This is a genomic window from Halomonas sp. G15 (assembly GCF_021282295.1).
Taxonomy (GTDB): Bacteria; Pseudomonadota; Gammaproteobacteria; order Pseudomonadales; family Halomonadaceae; genus Halomonas; species Halomonas alimentaria.
In genome coordinates this window covers 13300-31668 of sequence record NZ_JAJSPA010000008.1, presented here as the reverse complement: position 1 = coordinate 31668, position 18369 = coordinate 13300, and the positions used below count along the sequence as shown (strand labels likewise).

Annotated in this window: 18 protein-coding genes and 1 pseudogene; 9 read left to right on the top strand and 10 right to left on the bottom strand. The window is 63.1% G+C overall.

From position 1 onward, the window contains the following. Positions 1–9: 9 nt before the first annotated feature. The 5 genes from LWH48_RS05835 to LWH48_RS05815 all read left to right on the top strand — a co-directional run bounded on the left by LWH48_RS05835 (position 10) and on the right by LWH48_RS05815 (position 6419). On the top strand, positions 10–384 hold the full coding sequence (locus tag LWH48_RS05835; protein WP_161431654.1) for a sarcosine oxidase subunit delta: 375 nt from the start codon (positions 10–12) through the stop codon (positions 382–384). Next, the gene (locus LWH48_RS05830) at positions 381–3419 is read left to right on the top strand and encodes a sarcosine oxidase subunit alpha family protein (protein ID WP_232911819.1); all 3039 of its coding nucleotides are present in this window, start codon (positions 381–383) and stop codon (positions 3417–3419) included. Before LWH48_RS05835 ends, LWH48_RS05830 begins: the two co-directional genes overlap by 4 nt. Further along, entirely contained in the window at positions 3412–4062 is a 651-nt protein-coding gene (locus LWH48_RS05825; protein WP_232911818.1) for a sarcosine oxidase subunit gamma, read from the top strand. Before LWH48_RS05830 ends, LWH48_RS05825 begins: the two co-directional genes overlap by 8 nt. Before the next feature lie 62 nt (positions 4063–4124). Further along, on the top strand, positions 4125–4991 hold the full coding sequence (gene purU, locus LWH48_RS05820; RefSeq protein ID WP_161431651.1) for a formyltetrahydrofolate deformylase: 867 nt from the start codon (positions 4125–4127) through the stop codon (positions 4989–4991). Positions 4992–5039: 48 nt separating this feature from the next. After that, a complete protein-coding gene (locus LWH48_RS05815) occupies positions 5040–6419 on the top strand; it encodes an L-serine ammonia-lyase (protein WP_232911817.1) in 1380 nt (459 codons plus the stop codon). Positions 6420–6539: 120 nt separating this feature from the next. Here the strand turns inward: LWH48_RS05815 and LWH48_RS05810 are convergent, their stop codons facing one another. The 5 genes from LWH48_RS05810 to LWH48_RS05790 form a co-directional block, all read right to left on the bottom strand. Then, a complete protein-coding gene (locus LWH48_RS05810) occupies positions 6540–7400 on the bottom strand; it encodes an alpha/beta hydrolase (RefSeq protein ID WP_232911816.1) in 861 nt (286 codons plus the stop codon). After that, positions 7397–8842 (bottom strand): BCCT family transporter, encoded by a 1446-nt coding sequence (locus tag LWH48_RS05805; RefSeq protein WP_232911815.1) that lies wholly within the window; start codon positions 8840–8842, stop codon positions 7397–7399. The genes LWH48_RS05810 and LWH48_RS05805 overlap by 4 nt, the downstream gene beginning before the upstream one ends. A 140-nt stretch (positions 8843–8982) precedes the next feature. Further along, complete coding sequence (locus LWH48_RS05800; RefSeq protein ID WP_232911814.1) at positions 8983–9444, bottom strand: thioesterase family protein; 462 nt, start codon at positions 9442–9444, stop codon at positions 8983–8985. Beyond that, positions 9444–10400 carry an L-carnitine dehydrogenase gene (locus LWH48_RS05795; protein WP_232911813.1) on the bottom strand — a complete coding sequence of 319 codons (957 nt, stop codon included), beginning with the start codon at positions 10398–10400 and terminating at the stop codon, positions 9444–9446. Before LWH48_RS05795 ends, LWH48_RS05800 begins: the two co-directional genes overlap by 1 nt. After that, complete coding sequence (locus tag LWH48_RS05790; RefSeq protein WP_232911812.1) at positions 10397–11329, bottom strand: 3-keto-5-aminohexanoate cleavage protein; 933 nt, start codon at positions 11327–11329, stop codon at positions 10397–10399. The genes LWH48_RS05795 and LWH48_RS05790 overlap by 4 nt, the downstream gene beginning before the upstream one ends. Positions 11330–11544: 215 nt before the next feature. Here LWH48_RS05790 and LWH48_RS05785 point away from each other — a divergent pair, with 215 nt between their 5' ends. From LWH48_RS05785 to LWH48_RS05770, 4 genes are all read left to right on the top strand, one after another. Beyond that, a complete protein-coding gene (locus tag LWH48_RS05785; RefSeq protein WP_232911811.1) occupies positions 11545–11760 on the top strand; it encodes a hypothetical protein in 216 nt (71 codons plus the stop codon). 27 nt (positions 11761–11787) lie between these two features. Then, positions 11788–12447 (top strand): TetR/AcrR family transcriptional regulator, encoded by a 660-nt coding sequence (locus LWH48_RS05780; RefSeq protein WP_442908298.1) that lies wholly within the window; start codon positions 11788–11790, stop codon positions 12445–12447. A 186-nt stretch (positions 12448–12633) separates the two neighbouring features. Next, positions 12634–13521, top strand: a complete 888-nt coding sequence (locus tag LWH48_RS05775; protein WP_232911810.1) for a PhzF family phenazine biosynthesis protein — start codon at positions 12634–12636, stop codon at positions 13519–13521. A gap of 219 nt (positions 13522–13740) precedes the next feature. Continuing rightward, positions 13741–14334: a LysE family translocator gene (locus tag LWH48_RS05770; RefSeq protein ID WP_232911809.1), complete on the top strand. Its 594-nt coding sequence runs from the start codon at positions 13741–13743 to the stop codon at positions 14332–14334. On the opposite strand, the gene LWH48_RS05765 is transcribed toward LWH48_RS05770, so the two are convergent. From LWH48_RS05765 to LWH48_RS05740, 5 genes and pseudogenes are all read right to left on the bottom strand, one after another. Continuing rightward, complete coding sequence (locus LWH48_RS05765; protein ID WP_332875615.1) at positions 14293–15111, bottom strand: AraC family transcriptional regulator; 819 nt, start codon at positions 15109–15111, stop codon at positions 14293–14295. The two genes, LWH48_RS05770 and LWH48_RS05765, sit on opposite strands and share 42 nt — an antisense overlap. A gap of 274 nt (positions 15112–15385) precedes the next feature. After that, positions 15386–15721, bottom strand: a complete 336-nt coding sequence (locus LWH48_RS05760; RefSeq protein WP_232911807.1) for an AzlD domain-containing protein — start codon at positions 15719–15721, stop codon at positions 15386–15388. Further along, the gene (locus LWH48_RS05755; RefSeq protein WP_232911806.1) at positions 15714–16445 is read right to left on the bottom strand and encodes an AzlC family ABC transporter permease; all 732 of its coding nucleotides are present in this window, start codon (positions 16443–16445) and stop codon (positions 15714–15716) included. Before LWH48_RS05755 ends, LWH48_RS05760 begins: the two co-directional genes overlap by 8 nt. Next, positions 16442–16969: a helix-turn-helix domain-containing protein gene (locus LWH48_RS05750; RefSeq protein ID WP_232911805.1), complete on the bottom strand. Its 528-nt coding sequence runs from the start codon at positions 16967–16969 to the stop codon at positions 16442–16444. Before LWH48_RS05750 ends, LWH48_RS05755 begins: the two co-directional genes overlap by 4 nt. Positions 16970–17201: 232 nt before the next feature. Then, positions 17202–18346: pseudogene (locus LWH48_RS05740) on the bottom strand (IS3 family transposase). Positions 18347–18369: the final 23 nt, after the last annotated feature.

Sequence of the window (18369 nt, the reverse complement as noted above, 5' to 3'; positions counted from 1 at the left end):
AGAAATACGATGTTCTATATCCATTGCCCTTATTGCGACGAATACCGCGATGAAGAGGAGTTCCACCCCAAGGGCCAGGCGCATATCGCCCGTCCCGAGGACCCCGAGTCCTGCACCGATGAGCAGTGGGGGGCTTACCTGTTCTTCCGTGACAACCCGCGGGGTATCCACCATGAGCTGTGGGTGCACGCGATCGGCTGCCGCAAGTTCTTCAACATTACACGCAATTCGGCGAGCTACGAGATCCTCGAGACCTACCGAATGGGTGAGCAGCCTCGCTTCAGCGCCGAGCACCCCGAGGGCAAGTCCGCCGAGCAGGGGGCTGCCGTGAACGTCGCCGACGAGGCGGGAGTGGTCGCAGGTCAGGAAGGAGTCAAGGCATGAGTCAGGTTAATCGTCTTCGCCAGGGTGGACGCATCGATCGCGCCCGCACCCTGAGCTTCACCTTCAACGGCAAGCGCTATCAGGGCCATGCCGGTGACACCCTGGCCTCGGCACTGCTGGCCAACGGGGTGGATCTCGTCAACCGCAGCTTCAAGTACTCGCGGCCCCGGGGCATCGTCGCCGCCGGCGCCGAGGAGCCCAATGCGCTGGTCCAGCTGGGCAGCACCGAGGCGGCCCAGGTGCCCAACGTGCGTGCCACCCAGCAGGCGCTGTTCGAGGGCCTCACGGCGCAGAGCACCAACGGCTGGCCCAACGTGCAGCGTGATGTCATGAGCCTGGTCGGCAAGCTGGGCGGGCGCTTCATGCCGCCGGGTTTCTACTACAAGACCTTCATGGCTCCGGCCTCCATGTGGATGACCTACGAGAAGTACATCCGCAAGGGAGCGGGTCTGGGTCGCAGCCCGATGGAAAACGATCCCGACAGCTACGACCACCTCAACCAGCATTGCGACCTGTTGGTAGTCGGCGCCGGCCCCACGGGTCTGGCCGCCGCGCTGACAGCCGCCCGGGCGGGTGCCCGAGTGATCCTGTGCGATGAGCAGGAGGAGATGGGGGGCTCGCTGCTCGACAGCCGCGAGCTGCTCGACGACCGCCCCGCCGCCCAGTGGGCCGAGCAGGTGATCAGCGAGCTGGCCGAGAACGACAATGTCACCCTGCTGCCGCGCACCACCGCCAATGGCTACCATGACCATCACTTCGTGACCCTGCATGAGCGGCGCACCGAGCACCTCGGCGAAACGGCGCCTACCATCGACGGCGTCCGTCCTACTCGCTCGCGCATGCACCGCGTGCGTGCCGGCCAGGTGCTGCTCGCCACCGGCGCCCATGAGCGTCCGTTGGTCTATGGCAACAATGATGTGCCGGGCAATCTGGTGGCCGGTGCGGTCTCCACCTATATCCGCCGCTACGGGGTGGTGCCGGGCAACAAGCTGGTGCTCTCGGTCAGCAACGACCACGCCTACCGCGCCGCCCTGGACTGGGATGAGGCCGGCCGCGAGGTGGTGGCCATCGTCGATGCGCGCCGCAACCCGGATGGCGAGCTGGTCGAGCAGGCTCGCGCCCGCGGCATTCGCATCATCGAAGGCGCGGCGGTGCTCGAGGCCAAGGGCGACAAGCGCGTCAGCGGCGCCCGTGTGGCGACCATCGATGCCGCGGCCTTCAAGGTCACCGGTCAGGCCGAGCTCCTGGAGTGCGACACCATCGCCAGCTCCGGCGGCTACAGCCCGGTGATCCACCTGGCCTCTCACACCGGTGCACGACCCACCTGGGACGATGAGATCCTCGGTTTCGTGCCCAGCCTGGTGAAGGGGGTGCACGCCGCCGGCAGCGCGCGTGGCGTGCATGACCTGGCCGGAGGCCTGGCCGATGGAGCGGCCAAGGCGAGCGAGGCCCTTGCCGCGCTGGGCAAGTCCGCCAGTGCCATCGAGCCGCCCCGGGCCGATGCCATCCGCGAAGGCCAGGCCTGTGCCCTCTATCAGGTGCCCCACGAGAAGCCGACCCTGCGTGCGCCCAAGCAGTTCGTCGACATGCAGAACGACGTCACCGCGGCGGCCATCGAACTGGCCACTCGCGAGGGCTTCGAGTCCATCGAGCACGTCAAGCGCTACACCGCCATGGGCTTCGGCACCGACCAGGGCAAGCTCGGCAACATCAACGGCATGGCCATCGCCGCGCGCTGTCTCGGCAAGTCGATTCCCGAGGTGGGCACCACGGTGTTCCGGCCCAACTATACGCCGGTCACCTTCGGCGCCATCGTCGGTCGCCATTGCCGCGAGCTGTTCGACCCTGAGCGCTACACCGCGCTGCACCAGTGGCATGTCGAGAACGGCGCCGAGTTCGAGGATGTCGGCCAGTGGAAGCGTCCCTGGTACTTCCCGCGCAAGGTCAACGGCAAGCTGGAGACCATGGACGAGGCGGTGGCCCGCGAGAGCCTGGCGGTGCGTACCGGCGTCGGCATCCTCGATGCCTCCACCCTGGGCAAGATCGATATCCAGGGACCGGACGCCCGGGAGTTCCTCGGTCGTGTCTACACCAACAAGTGGGCCAAGCTGGCGCCGGGCCGGGTGCGTTACGGCCTGATGTGCAAGGACGACGGCATGCTGATGGACGACGGCACCACCAGCTGCCTGGGCGAGAACCACTTCCTGATGACCACCACCACCGGCGGCGCCGCCGGCGTGATGGAGTGGCTGGAGCTGTGGCACCAGACCGAGTGGCCGGAGCTGCAGGTGTACTTCACCTCGGTCACCGATCACTGGGCGACCATGACCGTGACCGGCCCGGATGCGCGCAAGCTGCTGTCCGAGATCACCGATATCGATCTCGACAAGGAGCAGTTCAAGTTTATGGACTGGCGCAACGGCAAGGTGGCCGATGTCCCGGCGCGGGTGTTCCGCATCTCCTTCACCGGGGAGCTGGCCTACGAGATCAACGTCCAGGCCAACTACGCCATGCACGTCTGGAAGACCCTGTTCGAGCACGGCAAGAAGTATGACCTGACGCCCTACGGCACCGAGACCATGCACGTGCTGCGTGCCGAGAAGGGGCTGATCATCGCCGGTCAGGATACCGACGGCTCGGTGACCCCCGAGGACCTGGGCATGTTCTGGGCGATCGGCTACGACAAGCCGTTCTCCTGGATCGGCAAGCGCGCCCTGACGCGTCCGGATACGGCGCGCAAGGACCGCAAGCAGTTCGTGGGGCTCAAGCCCGTCGACCCGAAGGTGGTGCTGGAAGAGGGCGCCCATATCGTCGTCGACAAGGACCAGCCCATCCCCATGGACATGCTGGGTCACGTGACCTCGAGCTATTACAGCCCGAACCTGGAGAGCGGCTTTGCCCTGGCAGTGATCAAGGGCGGCCGCGACCGCATGGGCGAGAAGCTCTATGTGCCGATGCCGGGCGGTCAGGCCCATGAGGTCGAGGTCGTCAGCCCCGTATTCATCGATCCCAAGGGAGAGCGTCAGCATGTCTGATATCACTTACGGCAAGGTTGCGACCTTCAACACCCATCCGGACGCCTCGATTCCCATGGAGTCACCGCTGTCCGTGGCGTTCGACACGGGCAGTGTGCCCGCCGCGACATCCGGCAGCCGGGTCCTGCTCAAGGAGCAGGCCTTCCTGGGTCATCTGATCCTGCGCGGTGGAGCCATCGTTCTCGATGAGGCCGTGCGCAAGGTGCTGGGCATCAGCCTACCCGGCCAGCCCCTGGGGCTGGCGCTGGATGCCAGCGGCGAGCGCAGCGTTCAGTGGCTGTCGCCGGATGAGTGGCTGGTGATCGTGCCCGGTGGCGAGGAGCTCGACATCGAGCAGCGGCTGCGCGACGCCCTGGGCGATGCCCACTATGCCATCGTCGATGTCAGTGGCGGCCAGACCCTGGTCGAGCTCTCGGGCGAGAAGGCACGGGAGCTCCTGATGAAGTCGACACCCTATGACGTTCACCCGGAGGCCTTCCCGGTGGGCAAGGGAGTGACCACGGTGTTCGCCAAGGCCAACCTGATCCTGCGTCGGCCGACCGAGGAGCGCTGGGAGCTGGTACTGCGCAGAAGCTTCGCCGACTACGTCTATCGCTGGATCCTGGATGCCGGTGCCGAGTACGCCATCGGCGTGGAAGAGTAACAGCTGTTGCTTGTTAGAAGAGAGAGGGCCGGCATCTGCCGGCCCCTTTCGGGAGAGATGAGATGAAAGACAACAACAATCGCTGGATCCTGGCGGCCCAGTGCCCGAGCCGGCTGGGCACCGTGGACGTGGTTACCCGTTTCCTCAAGGAGAGCCGCTGCTACATCACCGAGCAGCACTCCTTCGACGACCGGCTGAGCGGGCGCTTCTTTATCCGCACGGAGTTCAAGCCGGAGGCTGAAGGCTTCGACGCCGAGGCCTTCCAGGCCGAGTTCGCCGCCCGCGCCGCCGAGTTCGAGATGAGCTTCGAACTCACCGCCCCCGGCACGCGCATGCCGGTGGTGATCATGGTCTCCAAGGCGGATCACTGCCTGAATGACCTGCTTTACCGCTATCGCATCGGCCAGCTGCCCATCGAGATACGCGCCATCGTCTCCAACCACCCGGACCTGGCCGACCTGGCGGAGTGGCACGGCATTCCCTATCACCACTTTCCGATCACCCCCGAGACCAAGCCCGAGCAGGAGGCGCAGGTGTGGCAGGTGGTTCAGGAGAGCGGCGCCGAGCTGGTGATCCTGGCCCGCTACATGCAGGTGCTCTCCAGCGACATGTGCGAGAAGCTCAGCGGCCGCGCCATCAATATCCACCACTCCCTGCTGCCCGGCTTCAAGGGTGCCAGGCCCTACCACCAGGCCTACGAGAAGGGCGTCAAGCTGGTTGGCGCCACTGCCCACTACATCAACGATGACCTGGACGAGGGGCCGATCATCACCCAGGGCGTGGAGCCGGTGAGCCACGCCGACTACCCGGAGGACCTGGTGGCCAAGGGGCGTGACGTCGAGTGCCTCACCCTGGCCCGAGCGGTGGCCCTGCACGTGGAGCGCCGTGTCTTCCTGCACGCCAAACGCACCGTGGTCTTCGATCGATAGGCACCGTCAGGCGCCTCTCGATGAATCCAACAACAAGGTCATAGCATCATGCCAATCAGCGTCTTCGATCTGTTCAAGGTCGGCGTCGGGCCGTCCAGTTCCCACACCGTGGGTCCGATGCAGGCCGCCTGCAACTTCGTCGCCGAGCTCGAGGCCAGGGAGCTGACCGAGCACGTCGCGCGTCTCGAGGTCGAGCTCTACGGCTCGCTTTCCGCCACCGGCATCGGCCACGGTACCGACCACGCGGTGATCATGGGGCTGATGGGCGAGCGTCCCGATCGCATCGATCCCGATGTCATCGCCCCGCGCATCGACGAGCTCAAGACTTCGGACACGTTGCGTCTGGCCGGCCGCCACCGCGTGCCCTTCGTCTGGGCGCGGGATATGCGCCTGCTCGAGGAGAGCCTGCCGCGCCACCCCAACGCCATGCGACTGATTGCCCATGGTGACACCGGCGAGCTCTATCGCAACACCTACTACTCGGTGGGTGGCGGCTTCGTGATCGACGAGGCACAGTCTGCCGAGGGGGTGCTGGACACCGACCATACCGAGATCCCCTACGACTTCCAGACCGGCGACGAGATGCTGCGCATGTGTCGCGAGAGCGGGCTGCGGATCAGCGAGCTGATGCTGGCGAACGAGAAGGCGTGGCGCAGCGAGGAAGAGATCCGCACCGGGCTTTGCGAGATCTGGCAGGCCATGAAGGCTTGTGTGGAGAAGGGGCTCGAGGCCGAGGGGGTGCTGCCCGGCGGGCTCAATGTCCGCCGTCGCGCCCGCTCGCTGCATCAGCGCCTGCTGGACAGCAGCGACGACGACTCGCTGATCGCCACCACCATGTCGGCCATGGACTGGGTCAACCTCTACGCCCTGGCGGTCAACGAGGAGAACGCCGCCGGCGGGCGCATGGTCACCGCCCCCACCAATGGCGCGGCCGGCATCATCCCGGCGGTACTGCACTACTACATGCACTTCCGCAAGGGCGCCAGCGAGCGCGACGTGGTGGACTTCCTGCTCGCCGCCGGCGCCGTGGGCATCCTGTGCAAGAAGAACGCCTCCATCTCCGGCGCCGAGGTGGGCTGCCAGGGCGAGGTGGGCTCGGCCTGTGCCATGGCCGCCGCCGGTCTCACCGAGGTGATGGGCGGCAGTATCGATCAGGTGGAGAACGCCGCCGAGATCGGCCTGGAGCACAACCTGGGCCTGACCTGCGACCCGGTAGGCGGCCTCGTCCAGGTGCCGTGCATCGAGCGCAACGCCATCGCCTCGGTGAAGGCGATCAATGCCGCCCAGATGGCCCTGCGCGGCGATGGCCAGCACTTCATCTCGCTGGACAAGGTGATCCGCACCATGCGCGACACCGGCGCCGACATGCAGGAGAAGTACAAGGAGACTTCTAAGGGTGGCCTCGCCGTCAGCGGGATCGAGTGTTGAGGGGAGCGTGGTCTGGGTCGGCAAGAAAGGTCTGCCTGCGACAGGAATAAGTCGCGCTTTGTCGAGACGCTCGCCCGCCATCGAGGCGGTATGCGCCCTCTACCAGTAAGCTCGACGGCGTTACTCCCCGAGCCGCCCCTTCAGCGCCTGGCAGAACGCCTGCCAGGCGTTGTGCATTTCGGGAAGTCGCGCATGGGCGTGCAGGGCACCGTGAACCATGACGTCGGCACAGCGATAGCCGATGCTGGCACCGTCATGCCGCCAACGTGCTACGGCGGCCTCCAGCGGACGGGTGAGCGGGTCATGCGCTACCGCCACAACCTCCATCTGTCGCGCGGGTGGCTCGGCCTGCGTGTCGGGGGGGAGTGCCTCGGGACAGTAATCGGCGATGCCCAGCACCTCTTCCCGTGAGAGCAAGGGCGCCGATGCGCCCAGAGTCGACCCATCGATTCCATCCACAGGCGGATAGATCAATCCTAGTGGCACCTCTGTGGGTAACTTGACGGCCAGATCCAGTACCAGCCGACCACCGGCACTGTCCCCCACCAGGGCGAGCGGTTCGCAGGCGTCGGCCACGGCAAGGCAGTCGGCCAGCATCTCGGCATAGCACGCCTCGGGGGCCAGGCGGTAGTCGACGCTGATCACCTCGCGACCCAGGCGCGCGGCGAGGCTGGCAGCGACGCCGTGATGGCTGCGCACCGAGCCGATGGTAAAGCCGCCGCCGTGAACAAACAGCACCCTGCCTGAGCGAGCCTCCGCAGACACGAAGCGGCGGACGTCAACGCCGCTGCATCGCTCGTCGATGACATGCATGCCCGACGGATCGGGTGGGGCGAACGTCCTGCATAACGCATCATAGCGCTCGCGAGCCTCGGGCCAGTCGAGGCCGTCCATGCTGGCCAGCCCGGCCTCGAAGCGGGCGATGAAGTCGCCGATTGGCCAGACGTCATCGTCGGGCGTCGTGGGCAAGTCAACGCTCACGGGAGCCTCCTTGTCGTTCGGAATTCGCCCTTGTGGTGGCAAGCCAGTGGGTTTATAGCGACGCAGTCAGTAGTTGATGGCTGCGAGCGGTATTGCCTCAAACGTATCAGGAAGGCCGATACCAGGGCGAAGATGCCGAAGGCAACCGGAATGGCCGCCACCGAGATGAGCGAGAGAATGACCTTGAAGATGTCGCCGTCCAGCCAGTTGATGACTACCGCCAGAGCAGCCATGGTGACGATCCAGAAGGCCCGCGAGCGCTGGACGGTGAGCATCTCACAGACCAGGCCCGCGGAGTCGGCACTGGTGACGAAGAACAGCAGAATGTTCAGCGCAAGGATCGCCGATAGGAAGCCGTGCTCATCCACAAAGGCCATCAGGGCGAAGACGTCCTCGGCGCCGGTGTTCAATCCGCCAATTCCGAAGGTGGTGAACCACAAGCAGGAGAACAGGCTCGGCACCAGCATCACGCCGAGCACCAGCTGGCGCAGCGTGCGGCCTTTGGAGATACGCGCGATGAACACTCCGGTGAATATGAACCAGCCGTACCAGGCGGCTTCGAAGGCGTACAGCCAATCGGCCAGCCAGGCCTTTTTCTCGGGGTCGTTGTAGCCGACCTCCAGGGCCATCGCCGGGTACTGCAGCACATAGTCCGGCATCAGCCGGGCGAAGGTGGCGAGAATCTCCAGCGGTGCGGTCAGCACGAAGATACTCGCCATCAGGGCCAAGGCGAGGAGCGCGTTGTAGTTGCTCAGCCACTTGATGCCGCGCTTGAGCCCCGAGGCGCTGGAGGCGATGGCGAACAGCGAGAGTGCCACGATGATCGTGGTCGAGCCGACCTCGATGCCCAGGAACTGCGCGGCACTCTTCTGCAGCGGGTCGGCGGCATAGGAGAAGGTCAGCGAGAGGCCGATCACGGTTGAGACCACCAGGCTGACCAGGTTGAGCTTGCTAAGGAAGCCGCCGCCAAGCAGGGATTCGGCCGGCTTGTCGAGCCGCATGTTGTACATGGCATGGGCGAAGATCACGCCGATGGCGAGATAGCCTGCCCAGGCCAGCAGCCCCCAGTGATTGAAGGCGTAAAGCAGCGCCTGATCCCTGCTCAGGCCGGCTTCCACGTGGTAGCGAGGCTCCAGGACGCCCCAGGTAACCAGGCCGATGCCCATGCCGGTGGCGAACAGCATGCCGAGCCAGGCGAGAGTGGAGAACTCGGGGGACTCTTCGCCGAAGCGCAGCCGGCCCAGCGGTGTCAAGGCGATGCCAACAAACAGCAGTGAGGCGAAGAAAGCCGGATAGGTGAAGATGAAGCCGAACTCGCCTATCACCCGGGTCTGGATGGTAGTCAACAACGACTCGAAAGGGCCGGGCGCCAGGGCGGCGAAGGCGATCAGTGCGATGACCATGACGACGGTCGCCACGGAGGTCGTGAGGTTCTTGTTCATAAGCGGCTCTAAAGGTTCGTGACGGAGTGAAGCTCGGCTGGCTTCGATAGGCGCCTTCCTCCAGGAAGAAAACGAGATGATGGTGTCGCCGAGAACGCACGCCGGGCGCTCTCGGCGATGTCGCGTGAGACACGGTCGGCTTAGCGGCGCGGCGCCAGCCCGATGGTGCGCCCGGCGAGTGTCGGCCAGGCGTCCCGTGCGGCGTGGGGCAGCGTGGCGATGACGGCCTCGATCTCGGCGGGGAAGGGTGCGGGGCGGCCGCTCTCCTGGCTCATGCCCATCAGCATCTGCTCGCTGGTGGCGAGCAGGTTGCCTTCCTCATCGAGAAGCTCGAAGAAGACGTGCAGCCGCTTGGCGTCACGATCCAGCAGGGTCAGGGCGACGCGCAGCGGCTGCTCCTCGTGGGCCTCGCGGCGATAGCAGAGGTGGGTCTCCAGGGTGTAGATCGTAACCCCGTGCCGGTCGCGGCCGTCGGCATCCAGCCCGATACGGTCCATCAGCGCCTCCACGCCCAGGGAGAAGACCCGGGCGTATTCGGCGTCGTTCATGTGGCCGTTGTAGTCGACCCACTCGGGGGCGACGCGGCTCTCCAGGATCACCATCAGATGCGCCCCTCCAGGCCCTCAGCCTCGGGCCAGTACTTCTGTACCAGGTCGAGCAGCTCCACCAGGAAGTCATCGCGGCGGCGGTCGAGCTCGGCGACCGGGCGGCCGGCGGCCTGGTGCTCGCAGCCCTCGACGACCCGGTCGATCAGGGTGTCGGTAAGCTCGGGGGCCTCGAGCTTCGTCCAGGGCAGCTTCAGCGCCGGGCCGAACTGCTCGAGCATATGACGCATGCCCTGCTCGCCACCGGCCAGGTGGAAGGTGAGGAAGGTGCCCATCAGCGACCAGCGCAGTCCGCAGCCGTAGACCACGGCGGCGTCGATCTCCTCGGTGGTGGCCACGCCGTCGTTGACCAGGTGCAGCGCTTCGCGCCACAGCGCCTCCATCAGGCGGTCGGCGATATGCCCCTCGATCTCGCGGCGCACCACCAGCGGGCGCATGCCCAGTGCCTGGTAGAGCGACTGGGCACGCTCGACCTGCGCGGGCTCGGTGGCCGCGCTGCCGACCAGCTCCACCAGCGGCAGCAGGTAGACCGGGTTGAAGGGGTGGGCGACGATCACCCGGCCGGGTGCCTTGGCGCAATTCTGCTGCAGGTCGCTGGGCTTAAAGCCGGACGTCGACGAGCCAATAATGGCTTCAGGTGCCGCCGCGGCATCGATGGCAGCGAGGATCTCCTGCTTGAGGGGCAGGCGCTCCGGCACGTTCTCCTGGATCAGGTCGGCGCCGACCACCGCCTGCTCGAGGCTATCCACGAAGGTCAGCCGTGCGGGGCTAGCGCCCTCGGCCAGGCCCAGGCGCTCGAGCGAGGCCCAGGCATTGTCGACGAAGGCGCGGGTACGCGCCGGGGCTTCGGGGGCCGGGTCGAAGGCCACTACGTCCCAGCCGCGCGCCAGGGCGCGGGCGATCCAGCCGTTGCCGATCACCCCGGTGCCGATCACGGAGAGCTGCTGGCTCATGCTGCACCCCCTGCGGCGTTCTCGATCGCTTTCTCGACAATATGGCCGGTGTTCGGGTCGCGCAGCCCGAGCTGGGCGCGGGTCTCGGTCGGCGTCATCACCCGCGAGCCGAGGTTCTCGATCAGGCCGACAGCGTGCTCCACCAGTTGGGCGTTGGTGGCGAGCACCCCCTTCTTCAGGTAGAGGTTGTCCTCCAGGCCGACTCGGGCATGGCCGCCCAGTAGCACCGCCTGTGCGACCATGGGCATCTGCTGGCGGCCGATGCCGAAGGCCGCCCAGTGGGCGTTTTCCGGCAGCTTGTTGCGCATCGCCAGCAGGGTCTCGGGGTCCGCCTCGGCCCCCCAGGGGATGCCCAGGCAGAGCTGGTAGAGCGGGTCGCCGTCGATCAGGCCCTCCTGCTGCAGCTGGCGGGCGAACCAGACGTGGCCCAGGTCGAAGCACTCGAGCTCCGGCTTGACGCCGGCGGCCTGCACCAGGCGGGCGTGCTCGCGCAGCCAGTCGGCCGGGTTCACGTAGACCATGTCGCCGAAGTTGAGGCTGCCGCAGTCCAGGGTGCAGAGTTCCGGCAGCAGCTCGCCCACCGGCTCGTGGCGCTGGCGCGGGGTCTGGATGTCGCTGCCCGGACCGCCGTGGGTGGGATCCTCTGCGTCGGGGATCCAGTCGCCGCCGCCGCCGGCAGTGATGTTCATGACGATGTCGACGTCCGCCTCGCGCACCCGCTGCATCACCTCACGGAAGTGCTCGACAGAGTGGCTGACGCCGCCGGTCTCGGGGTCGCGGACGTGGATATGCGCCACGCTGGCGCCTGCCTTGGCGGCCGCGATGCAGTCGTCAGCGATCTGCTTCGGGGTCACGGGGACATTGGGGTTCTTGGCGGTGGTGTCGCCGGCGCCGGTGACGGCGCAGGTCAGGATCACGTTGCGGTTCATGTCTTGCCTCTGTGGCGGAGGAGTTGTCCCGCCTAGTGTGGCCAGCCTTGGCTCGGAAGAATTGACCCAAAGCGACATTAGTTTGGCTTAATGCGTCATTCATGGAGCCGGCCTGGACTGGCACTGTCACCAGGAGGCTCGGGGAGATTTCTCGCTGGCCTCTCGCTACCCTATGGCGTCATTCCCTTCGCCATTCACCCCCGCCGGGAGCCCCGATGACGCTGCTCGACCTTCTTTCGCCGCTTTCCGCCGGCATCAACCTGCTGCTGATCCTGATCTCGGTGTTCACCTCGGCCTTCACCGCAGCGGTGGGAGTCGGCGGCGGGCTGCTGCTGATCATGGCGCTGGCCCAGGTGATGCCGGCGGCGGCGTTGATACCGGTTCAGGGCTTAGGAGGACCTAGAGAATGCTATTCATGCTATACACGCTAGTAAAATAGGGAGCTCAGGTACCTCTAGGTGGGGGAGCTACAGGTACGTGTATGGTTCGGCTGCTCGGATCATTTGCCAGGTAGTGTTCCGTCGAGTGGTGTCACAGAGCTGGTGGCCCGAATTCCACACCCGGCGTCGAAGAGCCGATTTGGCTATCAGGCAGTCGGCGTGGATCGAATCCGAGACGAGGCCGGCGTCTCGAAGATGACGCTCTATAACCACTTCGCCAGCAAGGAAGCGCTGGTGGAGGTGGTGTTGGAACAGCGGCATGAGCGCTTCATGGCGTCCCTTAAGGCTGCCGTGGAGGATCGGGAAACAATTCAGGAAAGACTACGTGCCGTCTTTGACTGGCATGCCCGCTGGTTCGCCTCCGAGCAGTTCCACGGATGCATGTTTCTCAGAGCGACCGAAGAGCACGCCCGGGAGCCGGCCTCCTTGCTGTTGCTCTCGCGTTGGCACAAAAATGAAGTAAGGGGACTGATCGAGGAAATTTTGGCGGAACAGTGCGGCAAGCCAGATGCGCACCTGGCTCGCCTCGTGCAGATAATGCTGGATGGAATGATAGTCAATGCTTACCTGTTCGGTTCCGAAGCCGTGGACGATGCCTGGGCGGCGCTTGCGCCATTGCTGGCACTGGACACCCGGCCGTTGACGCATGAAGGCGGGGCGAACTGGGCGATCCCTTGATGGCACCAGAGTTAAGCTGGTGGTAAAAAGAGAGTTGTATCAATGGATAGCGATAGCTCCAATTCGCAATTTTACCTTTGTCACGTTTCCCGACATAGCGCTTATGTGTGACCGAAGGATGCAGGCTTAGCGTCTAGCCCGAATTTCTGGGACCACTTCAATCACCCACACGGACCTCGACGATTAATGAATAAACACCATTATTACCTTCTCGATGCTTTCACTGACCGAGCATTTTCTGGAAACCCGCTCGCAGTATTTCCGCAATCCGACGAACTAGATTCCAACAAGATGCAGGCCATAGCCAACGAATTGAACCTATCCGAGACTGTCTTCGTTGGCGAGGCGATTGCTCCAGCGTGTTACCCTATCCGCATCTTTACGCCGACCATGGAACTGCCCTTCGCCGGTCATCCAGTGGTGGGCACCGCTCACTTACTGGCAGAGCTGGACATGGCCAAGCGTGATCGCCCACTTACGCTAGAAGCTGGTGTCGGCGCCTTGGTGGTGAACTACAACAATAACTTGGCCAGGTTCACCGCAGCGGCGCCGGTAAACATCCAAGCCAGCACATTGAACCAGTCAGCCGCACAGGAACTGCTTGGCCTCAATGACGGAGAGGTCATTAGCGAACCAGTACTGGCATCCTGTGGACTCCCTTACCATCTGATAGAACTCGATTCACAGGAAGCTCTCTGCCGGGCCCGACCCTCGCCCAAAGCCTGGTCGGAGTGGGTATCACCGAGCGGCTACGAACAGATTTATCTCTATGTGATCGACAAGGCTGCCGTCCAGGAACATTCAATACACAGTCGCATGTTCTCGACAGAAGGCGGTGTTCGTGAAGATCCTGCTACCGGGAGTGCCGCAGCAGCGTTGGCAGGATATCTAGTAGAAGCCATGTCACGTCTTGGTCTGTATCGATGGAAAATTCACCAGGGCATAGAAATGCGTCGTCCCAGCCTCATCTTCGCCGAGGCAGAACGAAACGATAAAGCTTCATTGATCCGTATCGCTGGACAAGCAGTGATCGTCGGTAGCGGTACACTACATCTCGGGTTGAAAAACCCTTAATGAGTCTCGGGATTGGATATAAGAATATGAAAGTTATCCGTTTTTTTGGGGGGCTGAGCAATCAGCGTTCCTATCCCTACACATCAATACCGGCTTCCAGAAGGCCATAGCCATTGCCAGAAAACAGACCGAGTCATAGTCGGCGCAACCTCAATTTTGTTCAATACCTGGTTCGACGCTCAGGGCAGACTCTGCGTGTGACCTTAGCGGAGAGCATCAATGAGCCTTTCCCTGATTTTACCCATGTCTGCCTACGCCTTGGCTAGCTCCATATCCCCTGGGCCAGTTAACCTTGTTTGCTTAAGCAGTGGCACACGCTATCCGGTTCCCCGAGGCCTGATCTTTGTGACCGGCGCCACCTTGGGATTTACTGCGCTGTTCATTGCCGTGGGATTGGGCCTTTACTCGCTTCTGACGGTAGTGCCTGTTGCCGAAAAGTTGTTGCGATTGGGTGGCATAGCCTTCCTACTGTACCTGAGTGTAAAACTGGCCATGGACAGCGGACAACTTCCAGAGAACGGCACAGAGAAGGCTCCCGGCTTCGGTACCGGGGCGCTAATGCAGTGGCTTAACCCCAAGGCCTGGCTGGCCTCGGCTTCCGGCATAGGCGCCTACACCAGCGCGAACGACCTGCAACAAATCCTGCTATTCGCCATAATTTATCTCCCGATCTGCTGGCTGTCACTCGCCTGCTGGGTATATGCCGGTGCATTTATGCGCCGCTATGTTCATAAACCTATAATACTGGTCACTATAAATCGTATATTGGCCTTACTTCTCGCTATCAGTTGCATTTATCTGCTGATGGGATGAGGAGTTCCGATATTGGTTTGGCGTTGCGGCCATCAAACGCTTGAAAGTGCGCTGGAAGTGCGGTTGGTCAGCAAAACCTGCGTTCATGGCCGCCTCCACAATGGGGGTGCCGTTTTTCAGCTCACGGCGTCCGAGTTGAACACGCCGGTTCACCAAGTAGGCATGGGGTGTCAGACCAAAATACTGCCTGAACGCACGAATCAAGTGGCCGGCACTGTAACCGGAAATCTCGCAAAGTGTATCGAGCGAAACATCCTCCGCCGCATGATCATCCAGATAATTGGCCAACACCACCAATGCTTGCGGTGCCCTTTTATCCTGAATCTCAGGTAGTGTTGCCAACACTTGCATCAAGTCTGACAGAAACCCCACTGTCTCTGTCTGTTTTTCCAGAAGCTCACGCTGCGGGTCCAGAAGGCAGCCCGCCATGCGGCAATAGCGTTCATACCATATTGGCTTAGAGACTGTTGCCGTATGGATGTCCTGCCACTTCCGTTCCGGAAGTAAACCCGCCTGAAACCGCAAATCCGTCAGCCAGTCGATATCCACATACAGCATCAGATACGCCCACGGCTGACTGTCGATGGGATTGCAGGCATGGACCCACTCCGGATTCATCAGCACAAGGTCGCCAGCACCCACCCGATAATGATCGTTCCGATACCGAAAAGTACTTTCACCCCCGGTGATGGCCCCAATCGACCACTGGGTGTGGCTGTGAGGGGAGTAGCACACCTGGCGACCATCCTCAACCTTGCGCAACTCTACATAGGGCATGCGGCTTTCTCGCCAGAAGAGAGGCTTACTTTGACTGCTCATAAATTATAACTGTCCTGATATTTTGTCTCCGACATTCCGTATTCTTCAATAAGCAGGTGCCAACAACTTTCGCTTCGTGAAACCGAATTCGGCGGCTTCATAACAACATGAATTCGGATGGAATGGAGTGGTCTGTAGCGCGTCAATCTGGATGAGAAACCAGCGACCATAACGCCATCGAATCGGCGTCACACAGCCAACCACACTGTCCGGCCAACTGATGGATGATAGATTATCCAAACAACGTCACGACCACCCCGTAGGTCGCTATCCCGGCTGCGACCGGCCAGCCCAGGGTGCGCGTGCGCCACCAGACGGCGAGGGTCGCTATCATACCGATGATAGTGGCCAACCAGGCGAGGGGCCCGGCTGTCACCGGCACCAACGAGACTCCAAACACAGCGGCGACCATCAGCGGACCAAGCAGGCTCAGCCATTGGGGCATGGCCTCGGGGGCGTCGTCACCGAGCCGCTTGAGGCGACGCTGCATCCACAGTAGCGGAATTAGGCGCATCAGCAAGGTACCTAGCGCAGCGGCTAGCACGGCGATCCACAGGGCGTTACTCATGGTGGTCTCCTTGCATGGCAGTGTCGAATTTCACGACCTGGAAACACAGCATGCCGCATATGGCGGCGAGGGGAATCGCTGCGTTGGTCAAACCCAGGAGCGTCAGCAGCAGGGAGCTGGCGATGGTAACGCTCAACGCCAGGCTCCAGCGCCGGGAGGTGAAGCGGGGCGCCACCAGCACCAGAAACAGAGCGGGCAGGGCGAAGGGTAGGATCTCGCCCATCAGCGCCCAACGGGCGACCAGCTTACCGCCGGCCAAGGCCCCAAGCGCCGTGCCGCCGACCCAGATCGCCCAGGCCAGCAGGGCGGCACCGGTGAACCAGCCGAGGCGCTGAGCTTCCGGCAGCTGGGGCAGGCGAGCGTGGGCCAGGGCGAAGACCTGATCGGTCAAGGTGTGCATCAGCCAGCCCCACCAACGGCTGGAAGTTAGCCAAGGCGCCAGATTGGGGGCGTAGACCACATGGCGCAGGTTGATCAACAGCGTCATTGCCACCACCAGCCACAGCGGAGATCCGGCAGCGATCATGCCGACGAACAGGAACTGTGACGCGCCGGCATAAAATAACGTTGAGATGATCACTGCCTCCCAGGCATTGAAGCCAGCTTGGGTGGCGACCAGCCCGAAGGAGATGGCCACCGGCACATAGCCGCCCAGCAGCGGAATGGCCTCGCGCATGCCGGACAGCCAAGGGCGGGCCGGCGAGGTGGCAGCTTGCAGGTTCATGAGGCGGGCTCCTCATGATAGATGACGCTGACCAGTAACGTGGCCCAGGTGTCTCCGGTTCGGTAGAGATGGTGCCGGTCGGCGTCAAAGGTGAGGCTGTCGCCGGCGGAGAGTGGCAGGGTCTCACCCTCCGGCCCGGCCTCTAGGGTGCCACTGATCAGGGTAAGGGTTTCTCGCGCGCCGGAGGTGTGGGGCTCGGCGTGTCGCGTAGTGTGGGGCGCGCAGCGCATCCAGTAGGCATCGACCTGGGTCGTGTCCTGGCCCTGATCAAGCAGGCGCACCTCCACGCCGTCTTCTCCCAGCGGCACGCGGATTGGTGCTACTAGAGTGCCAAAGGGGACTTTCAACTGCACCGCCAGGCGCCAGATGGTGTCGAGTGTGGGGTTGCCGTTGCCCTGCTCAAGACGTGACAGGTTCGACTTGGCGATGCCGGCGGCGGCGGCTAATTGCGACAGTGATAGGCCTCGCGCCAGGCGCAGAGCCTGAAGGTGCTGGCCCAAGGTACCGAGTGAGAGCATGTCCATAGTGGGTGGCCTCGAGTTGTTCCTTTAAAAGAGCGTTCTATAAAAGGAACAGAGGCCTGTCAACCGCTCCCCTAGGTTCTGCCTGAAAAGTCAGCACGCAAGCAGCGGTCTATGCAGGCTAGGCATACCATCGCTTTGAAGCTGCTGGCCAGCTTGTCGTAACGGGTGCAGACGCGGCGCAACTCTTTCAGCCAGCCGAAACTGTTCTGGTCAAGTCGTAGCGGACACTTTATTAAGCTGCTTCCGCGATTTTCTCGATCTCCCTCGGCGCGTGGTAGCCAAGGGTCGAGTGGAGTCGGCAGCTGTTGTACTCCATCTAGATATAGGTCACGACGTAGCGCCTCGCTGACTGGCGGGTCCAGTACCGCTGCCCCTCCAGCCATTCGCTCTTCAGAGAACCGAAGAAGCGCTCCATGACCGCATTGTCCCAACAGTTCCCCTTGCGGCTCATGGAGGCCAGGAAGCCGTGCTGAACCAGTCGTTCGCGATACGCACGAGATGCGTACTGGCTGCCGCGATCTGAGTGGTGTAACACGCCCCGGGGAGGTCGCCGGCGGCCAATGGCCATCTCCAGGGCGTCCAGGGTGAGTGACGCCTTCAGATGGTCGGCCATGGCCCAGCCGATGACCTGCCGGTCGTAGAGGTCCAGTACCGCCGCCAGGTACAACCAGCCTTCCAGGGTCCAGATGGCGGTAATGTCGGCCACCCACGCCTGATTGGGCTCAGGCACCGTGAACTGCCGCTTGAGCAGGTTGGGAGCCACTGGCAACCCGTGGTCGCTGTCCGTCGTATGCCGGTAGCGGCGACGCTGTCGGCAGGCGACATCGGCTTCCTGCATCAGGCTACGTGCCTGATAACGACCGACTGTATGACCTCTGCGATGGAGTTCCTTGGCCATTCGCCGGCTCCCATAGCTACCACGTTTCTGATCGTGGATGTCCTTGACCTCCCGGTGCAGGCACTGGCGCTGCTCATCGGGTTCACGCTGACGCCAGGCATAGAAGCCACTGCGGCTGACGTCCATGACACGGCACAACACCACGACTGGGAAGGAGGCCTTCTCCGACTCGATGAACTGGTATCTCAGCTCGACTCTCTCGCGAAGAAGGCCGTGGCCTTTTTTAAAACTTCCTTTTCAATCCGCAGCTTACGAACTTCTTCGCGAAGTTTCTTGATCTCGGCATCCCGCTCATCCGCCTGGTCGTCAGTCACACCATCCTCCCGATCACGTTGCTGGCGACACCAGCGATCCAGCAGGCTGCGATCGATATCCAGCCGCCTGGCAGCCTCGGAGATGGCATAGCCCTCTCCTCGAACCATGTTGACCGCCTCAGCCTTGAATGCGTCGGAGTACCGACGTCGCGTCTTCTTGGTCATGAACACCTCCAATGCCTCCAGTA